Here is a 22,531-nt window from a genome sequence, read left to right as displayed (position 1 = left end):
ACTTCACCCCATCGTTGGAATGACAAAGGCATTCGATCCATCGCCCCCGCCATCGGGCCAGCGCTGAGTAATCTTCTTGTTCTTGGTCCAGAACTTCAGGCCTTCCATGCCGTACTGATCGATGTCGCCAAAGCCGGAGCGTTTCCACCCGCCGAAGCTGTGATAGCTGACCGGTACAGGGATCGGCACGTTCACGCCGACCATGCCCACGTTCACCCGGCTGGCGAATTCGCGCGCGGCGTGTCCGTTGCGCGTAAAGATCGCAACGCCATTGCCGTACTGATGCTCGCTTGGCAGTCGAACCGCGTCTTCGAAGTCGTTGGCGCGCACGATCTGCAGCACAGGGCCGAAAATCTCTTCCTTGTAGCTTTCCATCCGCGGCGTAACGCGGTCGATCAGGGTCGGACCGACGAAGAAGCCGTTCTCATGCCCTTGCAGTGTGAACCCGCGGCCATCGATCACGATTTCTGCACCTTCGGCTTCAGCCGTATCGATCCAGCCTTCGACCCGCGCTTTGTGCTCGGGCGTTACAACCGGGCCGTAATGCGCGTCCGGATCGTTCGACACACCAATGCGCAATGCGTTGATTGCCGGGATCAGCTTTTCGCGCAAACGATTGGCGGTGTCTTCGCCAACCGGTACGACGACAGGCAATGCCATGCACCGCTCGCCTGCGCTGCCAAATGCCGCGCCTGCCAGATCATTGACCACTTGATCCAGATCCGCGTCAGGCATCACAATGCCGTGGTTTTTCGCGCCGCCGAATGCCTGTATGCGCTTTGCATTCGCACTGCCGCGTGAGTAGATATATTGCGCGATGTCAGAGCTGCCGACAAAGCTGATCGCGGGGATATCCGGATGGTCAAGGATCGCGTCGACCATTTCCTTGTCGCCGTGAACCACTTGCAGCAAACCGTCTGGCGCACCTGCTTCCAGAAACAGCTCAGCGAGGCGGACGGGGACTGAGGGATCGCGCTCTGACGGCTTCAGAATAAAGGCATTTCCGGCCGCACATGCCATACCGAACATCCACATCGGGATCATCGCTGGGAAGTTGAACGGTGTGATGCCTGCACCGATGCCGAGCGGCTGACGCATGGAATAGACATCGATACCCGGCCCGGCGCCTTGGGTGTACTCGCCCTTGAGAGCCTGCGGGATACCGCAAGCATATTCGATCACTTCCAGCCCGCGTTGAACGTCGCCTTTCGCATCGTCGATCACCTTGCCGTGCTCGGAGCTAAGCAGTTCGGCAAGCTCCTGCATGTTATGTTCGATCAATTCCTTGAACTTGAACATCACACGTGCGCGCTTTTGCGGATTGGTCGCCGCCCAGCCGGGCTGGACCGCCTTTGCTGTCGCCACCGCTTTATCGAGCAGAGCCGCATCGCCCAGGGCAACTTCAGCTTGCACTTCGCCGGTCGAGGGGTTCCACACCTGGTGCTTGCGTGTAGAGGGAACGCTCTCCCCTCCGGCTAGAAAATGATCAACTTGCCGCATCATTATTCCTCTCGAACCTTCGAATCTTTCGCGCGCTCTACCTCTTCGCAGTTGCGAATCCAAGCCAAGCCGCGTTCATGTGTGTGATACTAGCCGCGCATGTCCGCTTCACCTATCTGATTGACCATCTTTGGCCTTTGCGGCAATGCGCGAGCCCGGATCGGGGTGCGGGTGTAGCTCAATGGTAGAGCAGCAGCTTCCCAAGCTGACGACGAGGGTTCGATTCCCTTCACCCGCTCCAGATTAGGGATAGAACGCCGGGCGCTTCGCCATCATTGCCGCAACGCTTTCACCGAATTCGGGCGATTGCAGCTGGTTTGCGAAATGCACGCTTTCGGCCATCATGCGATCTGTGATCTCGGCATTGCGGTTTCGGACCAGCGCCTTTGCATGGCGCATCGCATTGGGCGCGGCATTCGCGACAACCATGGCAAGTTCGCGCGCGCGGGCGTCAAATTCAGCGTCATCAAACATGCGGGAGATCAGCCCCATGCGCAGCGCCTCTTCCGAAGTCAGCGTGCGCCCGGTCATGAACACGTCCATCGCCGCGGCCATGCCGATAGCTTCTGGCAGCAGCAGAGAAGAGGCTGCTTCTGGCACCAATCCCAACTTCACAAAAGGCGCGCTGAACGTCGCCGATTGTGCGGCATAAACCAGATCGCAATGCAGTGTCAGCGTAAGGCCCACACCAATAGCTGGCCCATTCACCGCAGCGATCAAAGGTTTGGGGCAATCCTTGATCGCGTGGAGAAACTGGATGACCGGCGGATTGTTCTCACCGCGCGGACCCATGGCAAAATCCTGCAAATCATTGCCAGCGGTGAAATATGCCCCGTCACCGGCACCGTCCGCTGTAATCATAAGCGCGCGGTTTTCATCATCCACGGCATAAGCATTCACCGCATCGGTCATCGCTTGATACATGTCTTGAGTGATTGCGTTGCGCTTGTCTGGGCGGTTGAACGCAACCGTGATCAGGCGGTCGCTTTGCTCGATGCGGATATGGTCAGTCATAAAGGGGGGTCCTCAAGTTTCTTTGAGGCTGCCCATATCGATGACGAAGCGATATTTCACGTCACTTTTTTCCATCCGGTCATAGGCATCGTTCACTTCCTGCATGCGGATGATCTCGATCTCTGGCAGCACATCATGCTCTGCGCAGAAATCGAGCATTTCCTGCGTCTCTGCCAATCCGCCAATCCCGCTGCCGGTCAACACCTTGCGGCCCAGTAGAATACCGGAATGCATTTCCGGCAACATATCGATCACGCCTACCAGAACTTGCACGCCATCGATCTTCAGCAGGTGCAGGTATGGGGTAATGTCATGGCGCACCGGGATAGTGTTCAGGACCATGTCAAAGTAGCCGGCCTTGGCTTTCATCGCGTCCTTGTCTGACGTGTTGAGAAATGCGTGCGCGCCTAGCTTTTCGGCATCCTCACGCTTGCTTTCACTGCGGCTCAGCACGGTAACTTCCGCGCCCATCGCGGCAGCCAGCTTCACACCCATATGGCCGAGCCCGCCCAACCCCGCGACGGCGACCTTGCTGCCCGGGCCGATCTTCCAGGTGCGCAATGGCGAGTATGTGGTGATGCCCGCGCACAAAAGCGGCGCAGCCTCAGCCATCGACATCGCGTCCGGAACTTTGAGCACAAACTCTTCGCGGCAAACGATCCGCTCGGAATAGCCGCCAAAGGTGGGCGTGCCGTCTCGCAAATCCTTGCCGTTATAGGTGCCGACCATCCCGTTGACGCAGTATTGTTCCAGATCCTGATCACAGTGCCGGCATTCCATGCAGCTATCGACCATGCAGCCGATGGCAACGCGATCACCTACCTCGTGCCGGGTCACGTTCTCGCCAATGGCCGCAATCGTGCCGACAATCTCGTGCCCAGGCACGACAGGATAAGTCGTGCGGCCCCAATCGTTACGCGCCGTGTGCAGGTCCGAATGGCAGATGCCGCAATGAGTGATGTCGATCAGAACATCATCTTCGCGAAGGCCGCGGCGCGTGATGTCCATCGGCCCGACAGGAGAATCCGGAGCGGAAGTGCCATAGGCCTTGGTCGGATATTCATTGGTGGCTGTTGCCATGTTGTCTCTCCTATTTGGGCGGCATTCTGATCGCGCCATCGAGGCGGAACTGGTGCCCGTTTATGTAGCTGTTACGGGCGATCTCGCAGATCAGCGATGCGAATTCCTCTGGATGGCCGAGCCGCTTGGGGAAAGGTACGCTGGCGTTTAGTTGCGCCCACATGGCCGGATTGCGATCTTTCATCCCCAGCATCAACGGGGTCGCAAAAATGCCCGGCATTACAGAATTCACACGGATGCCGATGTCCATCAAGTCGCGCGCCATCGGTAGCACCAGACCGTTCACGCCTGACTTGCAACTGCCGTAGATGACTTGTCCGATCTGCCCGTCTTGTGCCGCGACACTGGCGGTCAGTGTGATGCAACCGCGCTCACCATCTTCATTTAGCGGTTCGCTGTTGGCCATGCCCAGGGCGGAGATACTGGCGATGCGATAGCTTGCGATCAGGATACCTTCTGCGCCAAAGGCGTAATCCTCTGTCGGCAAGCGCTTGTACCGGCCGTTTTCCTTGTCCCAGCCCAGCGTCTTGCCGCGCCTGCTGGCCATGGCGCAATGCACGGTCACGCGTTCCTGGCCGTTTGCTTCGCGCGCTGCGGCGAAGCCGTCTTCAACCGACTGCTCATCCATGATGTCGACACGGTGGAAAGTGCCGCCAATCGCCTTGGCATGCGCTTTGCCGTCTTCGTCATTGATATCGAAGATCGCGACTTTCAGCCCTTGATCGGCCAGCGCCTGCGCGCTTGCACGCCCCAGTCCCGATGCGCCGCCGGTTACCACTGCCGCCATTCCGCTTTCGAGTTTCATGTCCTGCTCCCGCTGAATTGTTCATTGAGATCTCTTCTGGCTTAAATGATGGCTTAATTCCCCTCCCCAAATGGTGCATGGCTGCGCAATGGACTTGCCGCTGATCATCATGCTCGCTTGCTTCTTGGCAACAATGGGCGGCGGTGCGCAGCAGATTGTTAGTGGCTTGGCTGGCACATTGCCCAATTCCCCGATCCTCCCAAGCCTGGTGGTTTTGACGAGCGTTTTGACAGCGTTTACCATGGCCTATCTCGGTTTCTGGCTGTCTGCACATTTCATCGGGTTACCATGCGCACTGCTTGTGGCGGGTGGGTTGCTGCTTGCTGCGATCACTCTGTTTCGGAGTGAGCCATTCGTGCCCATCCGCGAACCAACCCGTTCTATAGGGGCAATCTTCATGGCGCTTTCAGGCAAGCAGGCTTTGGACGCGCCGCGCTGGCTGGCTTTCGCGGCAGGGGCTGCCATCACTGAGCCGCTTGGCATTGCTCTCGGCGTAACTTTCGGCTCTGCTGCGGCGTTGTTGAGTGCATGGATCGCTCCAGAAATGGGCCGACACACCTCCAAATTGTGCATACTCAGGATCGTGCTGGCAATGTTGGCATTGGCTGTTGCCGCGTTCGTTTTGTGGGTTGGCATAGCGGCTGGTCGTTAGCCATTGGGCTATGCATACTAAGTTTTACATTTTAGCACGCGCTTTTCGCTATTTAGTGGCCGGTGCTATGGCTATGGTTGGATCATGAAAGCGGTTGATGTGATAGAAAGTGTGGGCGCCGGCGTGATTGCCGATTGGCTTGATGCGTGCATCTCTAGCGCGCTGGAAGCCAACGAAGGTCTGGTCGCCATTACAGTGCCCGGTGGATCGACGCCTTTTCCGATCATGCAGCAATTGGTGATGAGTGATCTGGATTGGTCGCGCCTGGAAGTCTGGCCGGGCGATGACCGTATTGTGCCCGAAGATCACGAATCTTCGAATACAGGCAAAGTTCGCGCACTGTTCGAGCCTGTGGGTGCAAAGGTTCAGGCATTGGACCAGCATGTTCCGCCGCCACATTTCGCGATGGCATGGCTGGGCATGGGAGACGATGGCCACATTGCGTCGCTGTTTCCTAACACCGATCCGCAAGTTGACGATCCTCAGCTGGTTCGCAGGTTGACGCCGGATCCGCTTCCGCCGCATGCGCCCTTTGACAGGATTACACTGACCATCCCGGCATTGCTCAAGTCAGATGCGCTCCTCTTTACGCTAGGCGGAAACCCGGACAAACGGCAGGTATTCGATGCCGCCATCCGCGCCGATCATGACCTCCCAATCGCTCGGCTTCTCAGCGCTGCTACCCAACCGGTCACATGCTTCGCTTGATCGAGCGGATGCTGCCTGCACCTTTGCATCGGCTCGCGCTGAGGATCATTTTTCCGCTGCGAAATCAATGGCGAAGATGGCGCAAAGTGCCGATTGTCGGTTGCAACATCATTTTGACCGATTTCCAGGGTGACCTCTTGCTGCTCAAGCACAGTTACGGGCCGCAGGACTGGCTCTTGCCCGGTGGAGGTGTTGATCGTGGCGAACACCCAGCAGATGCCGCAAGCCGAGAACTGAAGTAAGAATTGGGCCTCGAGACTAAGAAGCTGACGCCGATCGGGGAGCTTGAAGGTGAAATTTCGGGCTCACCACATACCATGTATCTCTTTGCTGCCGTGATCGACAAACAGCCTCGACCAGATAATCGCGAGGTCACAGAAGCGCGATTTTTCCCGACGCATTCGCTGCCTCAACCTCTTGGTGTTTCGACAAGGCGTGCACTTTCGCATTGGAAGGAAGGGCGCGGGCCTACTTAGAGCAGTGATAACTGCGCATCGTCGCGCGGCGCGGCTTGCTTGGCACCGCTTTCGCCTTCCAGTTTCGAAAGCGTCAACCCCATAAGCCTGATCGGTAAAGGCAACGGCAGCAATTCATCGAGCAGTGCGCGCGAAATCCGCGCGAATTCCTGCTTGTCCGCGACCGGATGATCGACTGTTTGGGCGCGGGTGACATTTTGAAAATCGCTGTATTTCATCTTGAGCGTTACCGTGCGCCCCTTGGCCTCTGATCGCTCGATACTGTCCCACACAATGTCGATGATATTGTCGAGTGTTTCGCGTAGCGCTGGCCCAGAGGAGATATCCTCGCTGAAGGTACGCTCGCCCCCGACAGACTTGCGAACCCTGTGTGCACTGACCCTGCGCAGATCAATGCCGCGGGCGGCTCGATAGAGATAGTCGCCCATGCTCCCGAAATTGGCCTGCAGGAACTCAATGTCTTTCGCCGCAAGATCGGCTCCGGTTGCTATCCCAAGCTTCGCCATCTTCTCCGCTCCCTTTGGCCCAACGCCATGAAAACGGCGCACCGGAAGGCCTGCGACAAAATCCGCGCCTTCGCCAGGTCGGATCACGCATATGCCGTCGGGCTTGTTCTGGTCGCTGGCGATCTTGGCGAGGAACTTGTTGTAGGAAACCCCGGCGCTGGCCGTCAGCCGCGTCTTCGCTTTGATTTCCTGCCTGATCAGTTCGGCAATGCGCGTGGCAGAGCCGATGCCCAGCAAATCATTGGTCACATCCAGATAGGCTTCGTCCAGGCTCAGCGGTTCGACATGCGGCGTATAATGCTCAAATATCTTTCGGATCGTCTGGCTGGCTTCTTTATACGCATCGAAGCGATGGCGCACGAAAATCAGGTCGGGGCAGAGCCGCTTGGCGGTGACGGATGGCATCGCGCTGCGCACGCCGAATTTGCGGGCTTCATAACTTGCAGCGGCCACCACGCCTCGCCCGCCCGCACCGCCCACTGCAACCGGCTTGCCGCGCAGATCGGGGTTGTCGCGCTGTTCAACGCTGGCAAAAAAGGCATCCATATCGACATGGATGATCTTGCGCAGGCCAAGCGAATCCCCGCCGCTCTCGCTCTCATCACTGTCAGGTGATTCCGCCATATCGCTAGCCTTACGCCCAGCGGCGGTGCAGCGAAAGCACGCACAGGCGAAAATGCATCACTGGCCAAATTGCTGCTTTCTTTCACGCATCTATCCGGCCAAGAACATGGCCATGAAGATGACAGCCGCCTCTGCATCATCCAAATTGGGTGAACGTGAACTTGTCACACTGATGGCACTATTGATGAGCTTGCAGGCGTTCGGGATCGATTCCATGCTGCCCGCGCTTGGCGTGATGGCAGAGGAACTGGGCGCAGCCGGGAATGACCGGCAATATGTTATCAGCAGCTACTTCCTTGGTGCAGGCCTGGGTGCATTCTTCCCTGGTGCGTTTGCAGACAAGTTTGGAAGGCGTCCTGTGCTGTTTGTGGGACTTGCCTCTTACATATTCTTGTCGCTCGCCTGCGCGATTGTGACCGATTTTTGGTGGCTGATCGGCTTGCGGCTTATCCAGGGAATCTCATGCGCGGGCCTTAGCGTTGTGCCCGCTGCGATCGTGCGCGATCATGTAGGCGGAGACCGGATGGCACGGTTGATGAGCCTGATCATGATGGTATTCTTGGTCGTGCCTATCGTCGCACCTGCGATCGGGCAGTTGATCCTCATGGTGGCAGATTGGCGTGTGATATTCGTTGCGATGGCCGTAATGGGGTTGGGTGTCGCGCTGTGGGTGTGGCTGCGCCTGCCCGAAACGCTGACCGAAGCGAACGAGCAAGACATCCAACCGATCACGATCCTGCGCAATATGAAAGAGGCGCTCGCGAAGCGAGAATCGGTTGGCTATGTCATCGGCAGCGCGCTGGTGTTCGGATCGTTGTTCGGATTCCTCAATTCCTCGCAACAATTGATCGCAGAGAGCTTTGGCGCGGGCGACTATTTCGCGCTGATCTTTGGTGCTTCGATCATCGGCATGGTGCTGGCAAACTTCCTCAATTCACGGATTGTCGAGAAATATGGCGCGCGGCGCGTGGGGCATGCGGCGCTGATCGGCTTTCTGCTGGTCAGTGTGGTTCAATTGTGGTCGGCGAGAAGCGACGAACAGACGCTTTGGGAATTTGTCCCGCTACTCAGCATGTCGATGGCGTGCCTTGGCTTTGTCGGCGCGAACTTTGGCGCAATCGCGATGCAACCTTTCCAGCATATCGCAGGCGCTGCATCATCGATCCAGACCAGCATTCGCATGACCACCGGCGCGGTGATGGGGGCTCTGATCGGCCAGGCTTATGATGGCACTGCGGGGCCATTGGCGACAGCGATGGTGATCTGTTCCTGCCTTGGCTTGGCCTGCATCCTCTATAGTGAGCGCGGAAAGCTGTTCCGCGCACCCGGAGAGGCGCGGCGTTATATGCAGATGCATAAGAATTATTGAGGCGTTTTGTTGCGTGCCGTCAGAACATCCGTCCTGACCTTTACCGAGCCACCCGCTCCCTACACCCTTCCACTCGGATCCTACTCAGGAGTGGCAATCCGGGTGGCCAGGCTTAATCAGAATTCAGTTTCCGCCAAGCCAGATCTGCAAATTCGCACAGCAATGGCCGCGTATCGCGCGGGTCGATGATATCCTCGACATTGAAGCGTTCAGCGCTTCGGAACGGTGACGTTACCTTGTTTAGCCGTTCCTTGATCTCTTCAAGCAGCGCCTCTGGATCATCGGCTGCTACCAGCTCTGACTTGTAAGCCACTTCCAGCCCGCCAGCGATTGGCAGACTTCCCCAATCGCCTGACGGCCAGCAGAATCGGTATTGGTAGAGGTCTGCATTGCTCATCGCGCTGCCGGCAATGCCATAGGCGCGCCGCAATACGATGCTCGCTAGTGGCACAGTCGCTTTGTAGATCGCGTTCATGGCCTGCACGCCATAGCGGATTGTGCCTGCCATTTCGGCTTCGCGGCCGATCATGAAGCCGGGATTGTCGACCAGATGGACGATTGGCAGGCGGAACTGGTCCGCGAGTTTGACAAAGCGCTCTACCTTCTCGCTGGTCTTCGCATCCCACGACCCGCCAAGGAAGCTGGGATCGCTGGCCACCACGGCGACCGGCCATCCGTCTAGCCTTGCCAGCGCCGTGATCGCGGCGCGGCCCCACATCTTGCCGATTTCGAACACAGTGCCTTGGTCGAACACCATGTCCATGCAGCGGCGCATCGAATAGACTTGCTTGTCTTCGCGGGGGACGAGGGAGAGCAAGGCTTCTTCGCGGCGGTAAACCGGATCGGTGCAGTTGGAACGGCGCGCCAGTTGTCCGACATGTTCGGGCATGAAGGCGAGGAAGTGTCGCGCGCGGGCAAAGGCTTCAGCTTCGGATGCGACTTCATCATCGACCACGCCATTGCGCGTGTGGATGTCGCTGCCGCCCAGTTCTTCCTTGGCGCGGGCGTGATCGTCAGAACCCTTGTAGCTTTCGCCCAATCCATCGACCACGGCGGGGCCAGCGGCGAAAATCTGGCTTAGGCCGCGTACCATGATTGAATAGTGGCTGGCGGCGACCCGCGCGGCGCCGAGACCCGCTGTCGGCCCCAGCGCCAACGCGACAACCGGCACAGTGTCTAAGTTTTTGACTGTATCGCCCCACCCGGGAACCGCGGGAATATAGGTCGCGCCGATCATTTCCAGCGTTTTGACCGATCCGCCGCCGCCCGTGCCATCGATCATCTTGATGATCGGCAGCTTCAGCTCATGCGCCATCTGCTCGGCCTGTACCATCTTGCGCTTGATGCCTGCGTCTGCCGCGCCGCCGCGAATGGTGAAATCGTCGGCGGTTGCCACCACCGGGCGACCATGCACGGTTGCCTTGCCGAAAAGGAAGGGTGCGGGAAGCACGCTGACCAGATCGCCGTTCTCGTCATAGGTCGCATTCCCGGCGACCTTGCCAATTTCGCGGAAGGAGCCTTCGTCGCAGATCGCGTTCAGCCGCGCGCGGGCATCCATCTTGCCGCGACCATGCTGCCGCGCGACCTTTTCCGGCCCGCCCATTTGCTCGGCGAGCTCTTCGCGCTTGCGCAGTTCCTCGAGTTCGCGCTCCCAACTCACTCTTCGGACGGCTCCACCACGCACAGCACCGCCTCGACCTGCACCTGCCCGCCCTCGCTGGCGGAAAGTTCGGTCACGGTCCCGTCGAACGGGGCGGTGAGCGCGTGCTCCATCTTCATCGCTTCGAGCACCATCAGGCGCTGCCCAGCGGTCACCGCATCGCCCTCGGCTACATTGACGGCAATGACCTTGCCCGGCATCGGCGCGAGGATCGCGCCGTCGGCAGCTGAGGCATGGCCGTCACCATCCGAGCGCAAAGAGAGCATGAAGGTGCGACCGCGTTCGACCACAACAGCATGATCAGCATCGATAGCTTCAACCTCGCGGATCACGGAAGGAGAGTTCGAGCCATGCGGGTTATCAATCGACATAGGATGGACGACGACGCTTTTGGTCGATCCGCCAACCATCACCGCGGCTTTTGCATTTGAGGGCTGGTTAAGCCGAAAGCCCAAGGGCCAGAACTCTATTTCCGCTTTGGTTTCGCCGTATGACCCTGAATGAAAATCGGAGACGAGGTGCGCGATCGCGTCTTCTAGCGCATCCGTCGAAGGCTCGTCTAAAATTGTGAGATCGTCGGCGTGCTCTTCGATGAAGCCTGTCGAGACATTCGCCGCGCGAAATTCTGGGTGCGACAAACATTCGAAGAGGAATGCAGCATTGGATACGACCGGCCAAACTGAGCTGCGTCCGACGATGTGAAGGAGTGAGTCAATAGCCCCTTCGCGATCTTCACTGCGGCTTATAAGTTTGGCGATCATAGGGTCGTAATTCGGGCTGATTTCATCGCCTTCTTCCACGCCTGTTTCGATGCGGTCTGATGCACCGTAGTCGCGAAGGTAGAAGTGATTGAGCCGCCCCATGCTCGGCAAAAACCCTTTCGCCGGGTCCTCCGCATAAAGCCGCGCTTCGATGGCGTGGCCGTTGATGCTCAGCTCTTCTTGGCTTAGCGGGATTGGCTCCCCGCTCGCCACGCGCAGCTGCCACTCCACCAGATCGACACCGGTGATCTCCTCGGTCACCGGATGCTCTACCTGAAGTCGCGTGTTCATTTCCATGAAGAAGATGCGGTCGGCGCGCAGGCCTTCGCTGGCATCGGCAATAAACTCGATCGTGCCCGCGCCTTCGTAATCGACCGCCTTGGCAGCGCGCACAGCGGCGGCGCAGATGTCCTCGCGGGTCGCCTCGTCCATGCCGGGGGCGGGGGCTTCCTCGATCACCTTTTGGTGGCGGCGCTGGAGCGAGCAGTCGCGTTCGAACAGGTGGACGACATTGCCGTGGCTATCTCCGAACACCTGCACCTCTATATGGCGCGGCGAGGTGATCCATTTTTCCAGTAATACTTCGTCATTGCCGAAGCTCGCCTTGGCCTCGCGCTTGCAACTCTCCAGCGCGGCTTCGAAGTCGGCCGGGGCATCGACCTTGCGCATCCCCTTGCCGCCGCCGCCTGCGACCGCCTTTATCAACATCGGATAGCCAATGGCATCGGCCTCTCTCTTTAGGCGCTCGACCGACTGGTCTTCGCCCAGATAACCCGGCGTCACAGGGACACCGGCGGCGATCATGCGCTCTTTCGCCGCATCTTTCAGACCCATCGCCTCGATGCTGGCAGGCTTCGGCCCAACCCAGATCAGCCCGGCGTCGATCACAGCCTGAGCAAAGCCCGCATTCTCAGACAGGAATCCATAGCCCGGGTGGATCGCCTCAGCGCCGGTCTCTTTCGCCGCCGCGATGATCTTCTCGCCCACGAGATAGCTTTCCGCTGTTGGCGAGGGGCCAATGTGCACCGCCTCGTCCGCTTGCCGCACATGCAGCGCTTTGGCATCGGCGTCGGAATAAACTGCAACCGTCGCGATCCCCATCGCGCGTGCGGTGCGGATGATGCGGCATGCGATCTCGCCACGATTGGCAATAAGAAGCTTTGAAAACATGTGCTCAACGCTACGCGCTGGCGGCATTCTCAGCAAGATCGGAACGCCGCCACCGTGGCTCGTCGTCAAGCTGCGGCGGACGGTTGACCAATGCTTCGGCGAACGCGGCGAGCGCGTGCCCGATCTTTTGTACTTTGGATGTGTAGACCCTGTGGTCCCATGCAGCGGGGCCTTTGGCCAGCACTTCGCGGCCAATCGCAGTGTAGATGCGCGCCGCGGAAAGTATTGCCCAACGGCAGCGGAACGGCAATCTTGCCGCACCGATCCGTGAAGAGGTCGCATGTACCTGCATCCGCCGGACAAGCCGCGCCGCCATATCGGCAAGCTCCTGCCGATAGTGCGGCTTGGTGTGCTGACCGGGCTCGATATCTTCCTCGACCAGCCAGATTGCCGGTAGATAGCAACGCCCCGCGGCGTCATCTTCCACGACATCACGTGCAATATTCGCCAGCTGAAACGCGAGGCCCAGATCACAAGCGCGATCCAGCGTGTCCGCATCTTCGCGCTTCACGCCCATTACTAGCGCCATCATCACGCCAACCGCGCCCGCGACATGCCAGCAATAGCGCATTAGATCGGCTTCGGTGCGTGGGCGCCAGTCTTCCGCATCAAGCTGGAAACCTGCGATTACGGCTTCGGCATCGTCAATTGTCAGCCCGACCTCGTTGGCAACCTGTCCGAAAGCGTCGAACGCAATGTCGCCGGTTTCCTCACCTGCAAGGGCTTTGGCGGTCAATGAGCATATAAGCTCGACCTTGCCCGCGATATCGGATTGGTCACCCAGTTCACCGCCCATATCCTGCGCATCGGTCAAGTCATCGCAGCGGCGGCACCATGCGTAGAGCATCCAAACTCGCTCTCGCGTGGTACGGTCGAACAAGCGGCTGGCAGCGGAGAAGCTCTTCGAACCTCGCTTGATTGCAAGGCGGCTTGCTTCGACTAGTTCGGGACGGGTCATGGTTGACCCGCTGCCTGGCCAGCCCGCACCCTCCACCCTTCCACCCGGATGGTATCCCGGTCGGCTCCGGGTGGAAGGGTGGAGGGTGCAGGCGGCGCGGACATCAAAAAAGAACGCCTTTTCACAGATCCTCGGCTTTCATGCCAAAGATAGGCGTGTGGGGTTCATACGCGGTCATCTTGTTAATCAGGCCGCCTATAGTCGTATCGTGGATCAGGATGTTCTGATGCGCCGGGCGAACAAAGCCGACTTCCGCCATCTTTTCATTGAAGGCGATCAGATGATCGAAAAACGCCATCGTGTTGAGCAGGCCTACAGGCTTGGAGTGATATCCAAGCTGCGCCCAGCTCATCGCTTCCCAAAGCTCGTCCATGGTGCCGACCCCGCCGGGTATCGTGACGAAACCGTCCGACAGATCGGCGAAGCGCTGTTTGCGCTCATGCATGCCGGAAACAGTGTAGAGCTCTGTGCAATCGTGATTGGCGACCTCTGAATTAAACAGCGCTTCGGGGATCACGCCTATCACTGTGCCTCCTGCATCGAGCGCACCGCGAGCAACCGCGCCCATCAGGCCCAGCCGCCCGCCGCCATAAACGACGCCAATCTCGCGCAAGGCCAGCGAGCGGCCAACCTCAGTGGCTAGTTCGATATAGCGTGCATCATCCGGCGTGGCGGAGCCGCAATAAACAGCTAGGCGGTTCAGTTTTTGAGTCACGCAGGCGGCTTTACGCCCAAGTCTTCCAGCATCAAGCCCGCAGTTGCTTTTGCGCTGCCGACAACGCCGGGAATGCCTGCACCCGGATGCGTGCCTGCGCCCACAAGATAGAAATTGTCGATCAAATCGTCGCGGTTGTGACCACGCAGATAAGCGCTCTGCCACAGCACCGGCTCAAGGCTGAAAGCGCTGCCCAGATGGGCGTTCAGGTCATGCGCAAAATCCTTTGGTGCATAGCTGAACTTGGTCACGATCCGGTCATGGATGTCAGGGATCAGACGACGCCCGATTTCATCCAGAATGCGCTTTTCAAGCATGGGGCCGACTTCGTCCCAATCCACCGCCAGTTTGCCCATATGAGCGACCGGGACCAGCGCGTAGAAGGTGCTCTTGCCCTTGGGCGCCATGCTGGGATCAGTCACCGTGGGATGGTGCAGATAGATGCTAAAATCCTGCGGCAGCACACCTTGCTTGTAAATATCATCCAGCAGGCCTTTGTAGCGCGGTCCGAACAGGATCATGTGATGGGGGATGCCAGGCCATGTGCCTTCAAGCCCGAAATGCACCACAAACAGTCCGGGGCTGAAGCTTTTGCGCGATAAAGACTTCGCATAATCCTTGCCGCGCTTGGTGCCTTTCAGCAGGTCACGATAGGAATGCATAATGTCCGCATTCGAAGCGACCGCGTCAAAACGTTGTTTCCACCCGCTGGCGGTTTCGACTTCGCTCGCCTTGTTGCCGATGGTGTGAACCTGCGTCACGGCATCGCCCACGCGCATCGTACCGCCTAGTCGCTCGAAGTGGCGCACCATTCCGGCGATCAAGCGGTTGGTGCCGCCGCGTGTCCACCACACGCCGCCATCTTTTTCCAGCTTGTGAATCAGCGCGTAAATCGCACTGGTGTTCATCGGATTGCCGCCAACCAGCAGCGTGTGGAACGACAGCGCTTCGCGTAGCTTCTCACTTTTTACATAGCTTGAAACCATGGAATAAACGCTGCGCCAGGCCTGTTTCTTGATCAGCGCGGGCGCGGCTTTCAGCATGCTTTTGAAATCGAGGAAGGGCACGGTGCCGAGTTTCAGATAACCTTCCTCGTATACGCCGGCGGCATATTCCAAGAATTCCGCATAGCCTGCGATATCGGCAGGGTCGAGCTTTGCGATTTCTGCATTCAGGCTCTCTTCGTCATTCGAATAATCGAAGTTCGTGCCGTCGGGCCAGTTGAGCCGGTAGAACGGCATTACCTTCATCAGCTCAACATCTTCGGCCATGTCGTGGCCGGTGATTTCCCAAAGCTCTTTCAGGCAAGGGGGGTCAGTGACAACTGTTGGCCCACCATCGAAAATAAAGCCGTCCTTTTCCCAGAAATAGGCCCGCCCGCCGGGTTTATCGCGGGATTCAATAACGGTCGTTGCGATGCCAGCTGATTGCAGCCGGATCGCAAGTGCCATCCCGCCAAATCCGGATCCGATCACGCAGGCCGTCTTCCCTTCATATTTGGCAGGATCGGCTATTTGCGGTGCGCGGACCAGCGGTGTAACTGGCGTGGAGGCGGCGTTCATTCGGTTTTCTCCATGATCAAGGGATTCCCCTTGCTCGCAAGCGCGCGGATTGCACGCGAAATAGGTACAGGCGGCTTGCCAGTGAAGATGCGGAACTTGTCAGGCAAGGTCGTGTGGCACGCATAGAATCGCTCAATCAGATCTTGTGGGAGCCGATAGAACTTTTGAAAAATGTCCACACGGCGTTCTGGTTCCGCAGCTTTGAAAAGCATTCGGCCCAGCGCGCGGTAAATCGACGTCTTACGCCAATGTTTATTGGCACGTTCACGGACGAAATGCGCCAGCAGCGGGCCGGACAAGTGGGCATGAGAGGCGATCGCCAATGCGTTCTCGACAGCGATCGGCATAGTGTAGCTGGTTAGCGGGTGGCTGAACCCGCCACGCGCACCCGCCATGGCAACCCCCGGGATGTCGATGCTGGCCCGATAGGCGTCGAAATTGCCGCCAGTGATGACGGGCAAAATGCCTTTCTCACGGCCTATCTCGACCCCATTGCGGAAACCCTTTTCTGCTGCATATTCATCGATCCGACGACTTAGCAAATCCTCGTCAAGTACCCGGGTCTCGTCATAGTAGGTGTCTTCCAAGAACAGCTCATCCTTGGCCAGCGGCAGCACATACATAAAACGATAGGCGCTATGATTGCCTGCTGGCGTATGCTGATCGACACTCGCATCCATTATCACCGGCTGCGACAGCCCATGGGGCTGATCATATTTGAAATGACGTCCGGTGAAGATCTGCCAGCCGCCCAGCAAATGTTTTGAAGGCGGAACACTGCGAGAATCAATAACTGCGCGGGCAGCAACGCGTTCGCCGTTTTCTAGCGTAACACCGGTCGCTTCGAGCTGATTAACTTTGCAGTCAATGCGCAGGGACTGATTAGGCAAGAGATCGCGCAAAGCAGCGTCGAAGTCAACCGAGGAAAGCGAGCGGTATCCTGCCTCCATTGACCGATGATAATCAGGGAAAGCGACTTCATAGCCATTATTCCATTCGGTTTTGGTAAAGCCATCCAGCAGCGAGTTCCCTTCGTCAGAAAGATCGCTGCCAAACCAGCTCCAGCGGTGATGCCCGCCAAGCGCCTTGCCCGCCTCTATCAGCTGGAATCGAATTTCGGGATGTGCGCGATGCAGCGCCAGCGCGATCAGCCCGCCAGCGAGTCCGCCGCCCACAATTGCTACATCGGTTTCGCGCCCATTCATTGTGGCAGAACCCCTACCCTAGCATCGATGCGGCGGCAATGGCTTGGCGCGCAATCCCTAGAGACTGTCTGCGGTTTCCTTGCATGCGCTGCAGCCATGCCTCTTACTTGGAACATAGAAAACTGATCCACAGCCGCAAGGCGATTCTTGCCTCCGCCGCGATCTCAATCTTAGCGGTGTTCATCTTGCTAGATATGGACCGTCCGTCGACCTACGGACGCGCCTTTCACTTCGCGGCGCGGCGAAGCTGATCAGTTTACTGCCATATTCGGCGTGGCCTGTGTTTTCTGGATAGCTTAGTGGTTCTCCAAAAAGAAAGGGCCGCCCGATAGCGCCCCTTCCTCGATTTTAGTCGTGCAGAGACGCTCTATTCGCCACCGTCTGCTGCGGCGCCTTTGGCACCATCCGCTAACTGCGGGCGCGGGCCGGGCATTTCGGCCTTGCGGTCGCCGGTTTTGAGATAGGTTTCGAACCATTCCATCATACGCAGATTGTAGTCATAGCGGCTGCCAGCCATGCGATTGCCGTGACCTTCGCCCGGATAGAAAACCAAGCGCACCGGTACGTCAGGCTTGCGAACCTTCAGCGCGCGATAAAGCTCCAGGCTTTGGCCCGGATCGACGCGCGTATCTTCCTCGCCATGCATGATCAGTGTTGGCGTGTTGGCCTTGTCGACGTGATAGACAGGTGACACTTCGAGCATCTTCATCCAGTCATCCCACGGCCAAGCGCGGCTATGAACATTGTACATCTCGTAAGGGATGTCGCCGGTGCCGAACTTGCTGACCTGATTGGAAATGCCAACGAACATCACAGACGCCGCGTATTCAGCAGAATGATAAGTCGCGCCCCATGCCGATGCATAACCACCATAGGATCCGCCGGTAATGCCGGTGCGGTCAGAATCGGTAATGCCTTCGGCGACTAGCGCCCGCTTCGCATCTACGATGTCGGCAAATTCAGGATCGGTGTAATTGCCCTGATGCTGTTTAGAGAATGCGGTGCCGTAACCGGTTGAGCCGCGATAGTTGGGCAGGAACACGGCATAGCCTTGGCCAGCGGCAACCTGCCCCGGCTTCGAATAGGCTGTAATCCAGCCGTTCGATTCGTGCGCCTCAGGACCGCCATGGACATTCATGATGGTGGGTGCACCGCCCTCGGGAATACCGCCGACTGGCAGCACCAGTACGCCTTGAACCTGTTGTCCGTCGCGCGCGGTATAGGTGTAGATACGCTGCTCCCCGAAGGTGATCTCGCTCAGCCACGGGTTGTGTGACGTCCACCGCTCGAATGCGTTTGCGCGCAAGCGCGGGTTCCATACGAACAACTCGGTAGGGTGCTTGGGGGAGTTGGCGGAAACCGCAACCTTGCCGCCGGCGGATTCGACGCTGGTCAGTATCAGCGAACCCGGATCGACTTCTCGGTGCACGCTGCCATCGGCGTTGTAGATGCGCAGAACGCTTTGCGCGCCGACATGCACGATGGTTGCGAGGCGGCCATTGGCCATCCATTCTGCATCAACTGTTGCTTCAGCAGCGCCTTCGTTGAGCGCGCGGTAATTGCCGGTTGCGACATCGACCAGATGCAGCGTGGTTTCCGCCGGATCGTGTTTGTCGACGCCAGCAATCATGGAGAGTTGCGTGCCGTCAGGTGAGACTTCCACGTCGCCCAGCTTGCCCGGCGTCGGTACGATAGCCTTCACATTGCCATCGGCCAGGTCGATGATGTGGACGCGCAATGATGTGTAAGTGTCGTCGATCTGCGGGGTCGGCTTGCTCTGCACGATGCCTGTCTTGCCATCGGGTGTGATGTCGAAACCGGTCACGTAGGCAGGGACAGGAATCTGGCGTGGTTCCGCGTCCACTTCTTCGCCAACCTTGGCTTCGAACAGGCGGCGCAGGCGTGCCTCTTCTTCATAGACGACAGAATTGAAACCAGCTTTACGTTGCTCGGTGCGCTGTTTGTCTTCTTCCGCGGTGGCCAGCATGAAGATGCTGTTGCCATTCGGGCCCCACACATAAGACAGGACATCGCTATCAGCGATTTCCGCAAGTTTGCGATAGGTACCGCCGGCTACTGGCACGCCCCATACGGCGTTATCTTCACCTTCAGCGCTCCAGGTGAAGCTGACCATGCTGCCATCGGGGCTGAATTGAACGCCACTCGGGCTGACATCTTCCCGCAGATATACTGTTGACGTGTTCGGGTCGGTTGCAACTTTCAGGACTTGCTCGAAGCCGCCATTGTCTTCGCCTTCGCTTACATCAGGTAGGCTGGCGGTAGTGTAAGCGATGCGTGTTCCATCAGGCGACACAGCGATAGCGCCGATGCTTTCGATCTTGGCGACATCTTCCGGCGTCATCGGGCGGGCTGAAGCGGTCGCCGCAATAGAGACAGATGCGAGCAGAGTCGCAGCACTCAAAGCTATGCGATTCATAAGAAAATTGTCCTCTCGTGATTGACTGTTGCGCGCCTGATAGCGGCAATGCGGGGAAATTCAAATGACGGAACGGGCAAATCCACCCCTTGTATCCTTAATGCAGAACGCGCAACACAGGTCCCGAAAGGGAGATAAATATGCGTGTTTTCTCGGGACTGATGGCGGCAGCAGTGGCTTTAATGAGCAGCCCGGCGCTGGCCGACACTACAATTATCCATGCAGGGGCGGTGCTAACCGATGCGGATAGCCGGCCAAGCGGGCCGGCCACGATCACGGTGACTGACGGAAAAATCGTCAGCATTGTGGATGGCTTTTCGCCAACGCCAGAAGGCGCCACTATGGTGCATCTTGATGAACACACTGTCATGCCCGGTCTGATCGACCTGCATACGCATCTATCCGGCGATCCGGGTGGTGATTTTCGCGACGCCGCTGTCAATCCGGCGGAATGGTATTCATTTGTTGCGGCCAAGAATGCGCGCATCACAGCGCTTGCCGGATTTACCACCATTCGCGATCTGGGTGCACGCAGCGATCAGGTGATGCAGTCTTTGCGCCGTGCAACCGCTGAAGGTTTTGTGCCTGGTCCGCGCATTATTGCCTCTACGCGTACGATCGCAATTGTTGGCGGCCACGGAGACACCAACGGCTTCAATGAGCATGTGAATGATGCGCTGGACAATGACTTTTCCTGCACTGGCCCGATTGAGTGTTCAGAGAAAGTGAGGCTGGCATCGAAATATGGCGCTGACCTGATCAAGATCACCGCGACCGGCGGTGTATTGTCGCAGCAAGGCCGCGGGCTGGAAGCGCATTTTACCGACGCAGAGATGCGCGCGATTGTAAAGGCGGCCAATTCATTGGGACTGGAGGTTGCGGCCCACGCACACGGCGCACGCGGGATCGAAGCGGCGGCAAAGGCCGGCGTGCAGACTATCGAGCATGGCACCTATATTGATGAAGCGGCAGGCAAGGCGATGCGCGAGAACGGGACTGTACTGATCCCTACGTTAATGGCGTTCCAGGGCATCAAGCAAAGGCTTGGCAAGGGCATTTATACGCCAGTGGTAGAAGACAAGGTACAGCAGGTTGCCGCCTTTGCTGAAAGCATCATCGAGCGCGCAATCATGTATGATGTGAAAGTGGCGTTTGGCACGGACGCTGGTGTATTCTCGCACGGCTTGAATGCAGGCGAACTGGCCTTGATGCGCAATGGTGGCATGTCGGATAGGGAAGTGCTTGCCAGCGCGACCACAGGTGCCGCTGAAGTGCTCGGCATGGAAGACGAGATCGGTCGCATCGCGCCGGGTTTCTCAGCCGATATCATCGCAGTGAAAGGCAATCCGCTTGAAGATGTGAGCGTGCTGGAGAATGTCGATTGGGTGATGGTGCGAGGGCGCGTGGTCGAATGATCACCTGATCCCGGGCCAAGCCAAAGGCTGGACAATCTTTCTTGCGAAGTGCACTCTCTCTCCGGGGAGAAGAAGGGAGAGGGTCAATGGCGCACCGGATGCGTTTCGCGGGAGCATTGTTTGCAGGGGCTGCGATGGTCACGCCGCTCGTTCCAGCGCAAGCTGATATACCTGAACGAAGGCAGGCACTGTTTGGCGATGTGCATGTTCATTCGCGCAATTCGTTTGACGCCTACATCTTCGGCATTCGTGCCACGCCCGATGATGCCTATCGCTATGCGCGCGGGGAAACGATCCGGCACATGGCTGGTTACGACATTGCGCTGAAAGGCGGCGCGCTCGATTTCTACGCTGTGACCGACCACGCCGAGTATCTTGGCGTTCTCCCTGCGATGGATGATGAAAACCACCCGCTTTCGCTGCTGGAATACGCCGCAGACATGTTCTCTAGCGTTCGCGAGAAGATTTCGGAGGCTTTCGGAAAGATTGCGGGTACGCTGCGTTCGGGCGAAAAGCTTGAGGAAGCTTACGATGTTGACGTGATGCGTTCGACATGGGCGGAGATCAACGCCGCGACAGAGCGATATTATAAGCCAGGCGAGTTCACGACCTTTCACGGCTACGAGTTCACCAGTGCTCCCAGCAGCCAGAATTTGCACCGGATCGTGCTGTTTCGTGGTGTGAATCGGCCCAATCTCCCGTTCAACAGTTTCGATTCGCAAAATCCGGAAGGTCTGTGGAGCTGGCTCGATGCCTTACGTGGCAAAGGGATCGAAGGGCTCGCCATCCCGCACAATTCCAATGTCTCGAACGGCAAGATGTTCGAGATGACGACCTATGATGGTGGCCCGATCACGGCCGAATATGCGCGGCAGCGGATGCGCAACGAACCGATTGTCGAGATGAGCCAGGTTAAAGGCACATCTGACACGCACCCCTTGCTTTCGCCCAATGACGAATGGGCCAATTTCGAAGTCTACGAGACGCTGATCGGAACCGATATCAAGGGCCGGACGTCTGGCAGCTATATTCGCCAAGCATTACAACGGGGCCTCACGCTAGAGCGGCAATTGGGGGTAAACCCATACGAGTTCGGACTGATCGGTTCCTCCGACACGCACAATGGCGGTGGTCCTGTCGATGAAGATCGATTCTTTGGCAAAACCGGCGCGCTTGACGGGACGCCCGCGGGCCGCCGCGTGGTGGCATCGGATGCGGACCTTGGGCTCGAAGGTGCAGCCGCCACGCCGTTTTATAAATGGAGCGCAGCGGGGCTTGCGGGCGTTTGGGCGGAGCAGAACAACCGCGAAGACATCTACGACGCGTTCCGCCGCAAAGAGACGTTCGCGACATCCGGCCCGCGGATCAAAGCGCGGTTGTTTGCAGGCCATGGCTATCCTGCTGATATTTTTGATCGCGATGATTTTGCCCGTCTCGCCTATGCGGGCGGTGTCCCCATGGGAGGTGATCTGGGCAGTCATGGGGAGGGTGCGCCAACCTTCCTTGCTGAAGCGATGAAAGACCCTGACGGTGCAGGCCTGGAGCGTTTGCAGCTTATTCGCGGATGGGTCGATGACGATGGCGACCTGCAAGAACAAGTCTATGACATTGCTTGCGCTGTTGGCACGCCGGACAGGCGCACGCATCGCTGCCCTGCAATGCGCTCTGGCGTTGATACCAATACTTGCACGACCCCATCGAGCTATGGCGCGGCGCAATTGACCGCGCGATGGCAAGAGCCGGATTACAATCCTGATCGCCGCGCATTCTACTATCTGCGTGCGATCGAACGGCCGACTTGTCGCTGGTCAACTTGGGAAGCAAACCGGCTAGGGCTGCCTGTGCGTGATGGCCTGGAGCTGACGATCCAAGAACGCGCGTGGAGCTCTCCGATTTGGGTGGGCGGCTAAGCCG

General features: G+C 58.2%; 18 protein-coding genes and 1 tRNA gene. 7 read left to right on the top strand and 12 right to left on the bottom strand.

Annotated elements, in window-relative coordinates; genetic code table 11:
- Nucleotides 1-3: 3 nt before the first annotated feature.
- On the bottom strand, nt 4-1,500 hold the full coding sequence (locus tag QZ487_RS00910; protein WP_296024088.1) for a CoA-acylating methylmalonate-semialdehyde dehydrogenase: 1,497 nt from the start codon (nt 1,498-1,500) through the stop codon (nt 4-6).
- A 167-nt stretch (nt 1,501-1,667) separates the two neighbouring features.
- On the opposite strand from QZ487_RS00910, the gene QZ487_RS00905 reads away from it, so the two are divergent.
- A tRNA-Gly gene (locus QZ487_RS00905) sits at nt 1,668-1,741 on the top strand.
- A gap of 2 nt (nt 1,742-1,743) precedes the next feature.
- On the opposite strand, the gene QZ487_RS00900 is transcribed toward QZ487_RS00905, so the two are convergent.
- The 3 genes from QZ487_RS00900 to QZ487_RS00890 are packed head-to-tail and all read right to left on the bottom strand — an operon-like array spanning nt 1,744 to nt 4,399.
- On the bottom strand, nt 1,744-2,514 hold the full coding sequence (locus QZ487_RS00900; protein ID WP_285975927.1) for an enoyl-CoA hydratase-related protein: 771 nt from the start codon (nt 2,512-2,514) through the stop codon (nt 1,744-1,746).
- 12 nt (nt 2,515-2,526) lie between these two features.
- Complete coding sequence (locus tag QZ487_RS00895; protein WP_296022929.1) at nt 2,527-3,594, bottom strand: NAD(P)-dependent alcohol dehydrogenase; 1,068 nt, start codon at nt 3,592-3,594, stop codon at nt 2,527-2,529.
- 10 nt (nt 3,595-3,604) lie between these two features.
- A complete protein-coding gene (locus tag QZ487_RS00890; RefSeq protein WP_285975925.1) occupies nt 3,605-4,399 on the bottom strand; it encodes an SDR family oxidoreductase in 795 nt (264 codons plus the stop codon).
- Between the two features lie 88 nt (nt 4,400-4,487).
- On the opposite strand from QZ487_RS00890, the gene QZ487_RS00885 reads away from it, so the two are divergent.
- The 3 genes from QZ487_RS00885 to QZ487_RS00875 all read left to right on the top strand — a co-directional run bounded on the left by QZ487_RS00885 (nt 4,488) and on the right by QZ487_RS00875 (nt 6,001).
- Nucleotides 4,488-5,051 (top strand): hypothetical protein, encoded by a 564-nt coding sequence (locus QZ487_RS00885; RefSeq protein WP_285975924.1) that lies wholly within the window; start codon nt 4,488-4,490, stop codon nt 5,049-5,051.
- Between the two features lie 84 nt (nt 5,052-5,135).
- Entirely contained in the window at nt 5,136-5,759 is a 624-nt protein-coding gene (locus QZ487_RS00880) for a 6-phosphogluconolactonase (protein WP_296022928.1), read from the top strand.
- Entirely contained in the window at nt 5,747-6,001 is a 255-nt protein-coding gene (locus QZ487_RS00875) for an NUDIX domain-containing protein (RefSeq protein WP_296022927.1), read from the top strand. Before QZ487_RS00880 ends, QZ487_RS00875 begins: the two co-directional genes overlap by 13 nt.
- 230 nt (nt 6,002-6,231) lie before the next feature.
- Here the strand turns inward: QZ487_RS00875 and dinB are convergent, their stop codons facing one another.
- Nucleotides 6,232-7,365, bottom strand: a complete 1,134-nt coding sequence (gene dinB / locus QZ487_RS00870) for a DNA polymerase IV (protein ID WP_285975921.1) — start codon at nt 7,363-7,365, stop codon at nt 6,232-6,234.
- A 112-nt stretch (nt 7,366-7,477) separates the two neighbouring features.
- On the opposite strand from dinB, the gene QZ487_RS00865 reads away from it, so the two are divergent.
- Nucleotides 7,478-8,734 carry a multidrug effflux MFS transporter gene (locus QZ487_RS00865; protein ID WP_296022926.1) on the top strand — a complete coding sequence of 419 codons (1,257 nt, stop codon included), beginning with the start codon at nt 7,478-7,480 and terminating at the stop codon, nt 8,732-8,734.
- Between the two features lie 112 nt (nt 8,735-8,846).
- On the opposite strand, the gene QZ487_RS00860 is transcribed toward QZ487_RS00865, so the two are convergent.
- From QZ487_RS00860 to QZ487_RS00830, 7 genes are all read right to left on the bottom strand, one after another.
- Nucleotides 8,847-10,394, bottom strand: a complete 1,548-nt coding sequence (locus tag QZ487_RS00860) for an acyl-CoA carboxylase subunit beta (RefSeq protein ID WP_285975919.1) — start codon at nt 10,392-10,394, stop codon at nt 8,847-8,849.
- Entirely contained in the window at nt 10,391-12,325 is a 1,935-nt protein-coding gene (locus QZ487_RS00855; protein WP_296022924.1) for an acetyl/propionyl/methylcrotonyl-CoA carboxylase subunit alpha, read from the bottom strand. Before QZ487_RS00855 ends, QZ487_RS00860 begins: the two co-directional genes overlap by 4 nt.
- Before the next feature lie 10 nt (nt 12,326-12,335).
- A complete protein-coding gene (locus tag QZ487_RS00850; RefSeq protein ID WP_296022922.1) occupies nt 12,336-13,283 on the bottom strand; it encodes a phytoene/squalene synthase family protein in 948 nt (315 codons plus the stop codon).
- Between the two features lie 121 nt (nt 13,284-13,404).
- Nucleotides 13,405-13,986: a TIGR00730 family Rossman fold protein gene (locus QZ487_RS00845; protein WP_296024087.1), complete on the bottom strand. Its 582-nt coding sequence runs from the start codon at nt 13,984-13,986 to the stop codon at nt 13,405-13,407.
- Nucleotides 13,987-13,994: 8 nt separating this feature from the next.
- On the bottom strand, nt 13,995-15,560 hold the full coding sequence (locus QZ487_RS00840; RefSeq protein WP_296022920.1) for a phytoene desaturase: 1,566 nt from the start codon (nt 15,558-15,560) through the stop codon (nt 13,995-13,997).
- Nucleotides 15,557-16,765 (bottom strand): lycopene beta-cyclase CrtY, encoded by a 1,209-nt coding sequence (gene crtY, locus QZ487_RS00835; RefSeq protein WP_296022919.1) that lies wholly within the window; start codon nt 16,763-16,765, stop codon nt 15,557-15,559. The genes QZ487_RS00840 and crtY overlap by 4 nt, the downstream gene beginning before the upstream one ends.
- 367 nt (nt 16,766-17,132) lie before the next feature.
- Nucleotides 17,133-19,202, bottom strand: coding sequence for a S9 family peptidase (locus tag QZ487_RS00830; protein ID WP_296022918.1), 2,070 nt, complete (start codon nt 19,200-19,202; stop codon nt 17,133-17,135).
- A 140-nt stretch (nt 19,203-19,342) separates the two neighbouring features.
- Here QZ487_RS00830 and QZ487_RS00825 point away from each other — a divergent pair, with 140 nt between their 5' ends.
- Both QZ487_RS00825 and QZ487_RS00820 read left to right on the top strand, forming a co-directional pair.
- The gene (locus QZ487_RS00825; RefSeq protein ID WP_285975913.1) at nt 19,343-20,617 is read left to right on the top strand and encodes an amidohydrolase family protein; all 1,275 of its coding nucleotides are present in this window, start codon (nt 19,343-19,345) and stop codon (nt 20,615-20,617) included.
- An 86-nt stretch (nt 20,618-20,703) separates the two neighbouring features.
- A complete protein-coding gene (locus QZ487_RS00820; protein WP_296022916.1) occupies nt 20,704-22,527 on the top strand; it encodes a DUF3604 domain-containing protein in 1,824 nt (607 codons plus the stop codon).
- Nucleotides 22,528-22,531: the final 4 nt, after the last annotated feature.

This window comes from uncultured Altererythrobacter sp. (genome assembly GCF_913057185.1).
In the GTDB taxonomy this organism is placed as follows: Bacteria; Pseudomonadota; Alphaproteobacteria; order Sphingomonadales; family Sphingomonadaceae; genus Erythrobacter; species Erythrobacter rubellus.
This window is presented reverse-complemented; position numbering and strand designations above follow the sequence as displayed.

Bases quoted from the DNA above. Each gene is read 5' to 3' on its own strand.
- QZ487_RS00910 (WP_296024088.1), bottom strand. From the start codon at position 1,500: ATGCGGCAAGTTGATCATTTTCTAGCCGGAGGGGAGAGCGTTCCCTCT.
- QZ487_RS00900 (WP_285975927.1), bottom strand. From the start codon at position 2,514: ATGACTGACCATATCCGCATCGAGCAAAGCGACCGCCTGATCACGGTT.
- QZ487_RS00895 (WP_296022929.1), bottom strand. From the start codon at position 3,594: ATGGCAACAGCCACCAATGAATATCCGACCAAGGCCTATGGCACTTCC.
- QZ487_RS00890 (WP_285975925.1), bottom strand. From the start codon at position 4,399: ATGAAACTCGAAAGCGGAATGGCGGCAGTGGTAACCGGCGGCGCATCG.
- QZ487_RS00885 (WP_285975924.1), top strand. From the start codon at position 4,488: ATGGACTTGCCGCTGATCATCATGCTCGCTTGCTTCTTGGCAACAATG.
- QZ487_RS00880 (WP_296022928.1), top strand. From the start codon at position 5,136: ATGAAAGCGGTTGATGTGATAGAAAGTGTGGGCGCCGGCGTGATTGCC.
- QZ487_RS00875 (WP_296022927.1), top strand. From the start codon at position 5,747: ATGCTTCGCTTGATCGAGCGGATGCTGCCTGCACCTTTGCATCGGCTC.
- dinB (WP_285975921.1), bottom strand. From the start codon at position 7,365: ATGGCGGAATCACCTGACAGTGATGAGAGCGAGAGCGGCGGGGATTCG.
- QZ487_RS00865 (WP_296022926.1), top strand. From the start codon at position 7,478: ATGAAGATGACAGCCGCCTCTGCATCATCCAAATTGGGTGAACGTGAA.
- QZ487_RS00855 (WP_296022924.1), bottom strand. From the start codon at position 12,325: ATGTTTTCAAAGCTTCTTATTGCCAATCGTGGCGAGATCGCATGCCGC.
- QZ487_RS00850 (WP_296022922.1), bottom strand. From the start codon at position 13,283: ATGACCCGTCCCGAACTAGTCGAAGCAAGCCGCCTTGCAATCAAGCGA.
- QZ487_RS00840 (WP_296022920.1), bottom strand. From the start codon at position 15,560: ATGAACGCCGCCTCCACGCCAGTTACACCGCTGGTCCGCGCACCGCAA.
- crtY (WP_296022919.1), bottom strand. From the start codon at position 16,765: ATGAATGGGCGCGAAACCGATGTAGCAATTGTGGGCGGCGGACTCGCT.
- QZ487_RS00830 (WP_296022918.1), bottom strand. From the start codon at position 19,202: ATGAATCGCATAGCTTTGAGTGCTGCGACTCTGCTCGCATCTGTCTCT.
- QZ487_RS00825 (WP_285975913.1), top strand. From the start codon at position 19,343: ATGCGTGTTTTCTCGGGACTGATGGCGGCAGCAGTGGCTTTAATGAGC.
- QZ487_RS00820 (WP_296022916.1), top strand. From the start codon at position 20,704: ATGGCGCACCGGATGCGTTTCGCGGGAGCATTGTTTGCAGGGGCTGCG.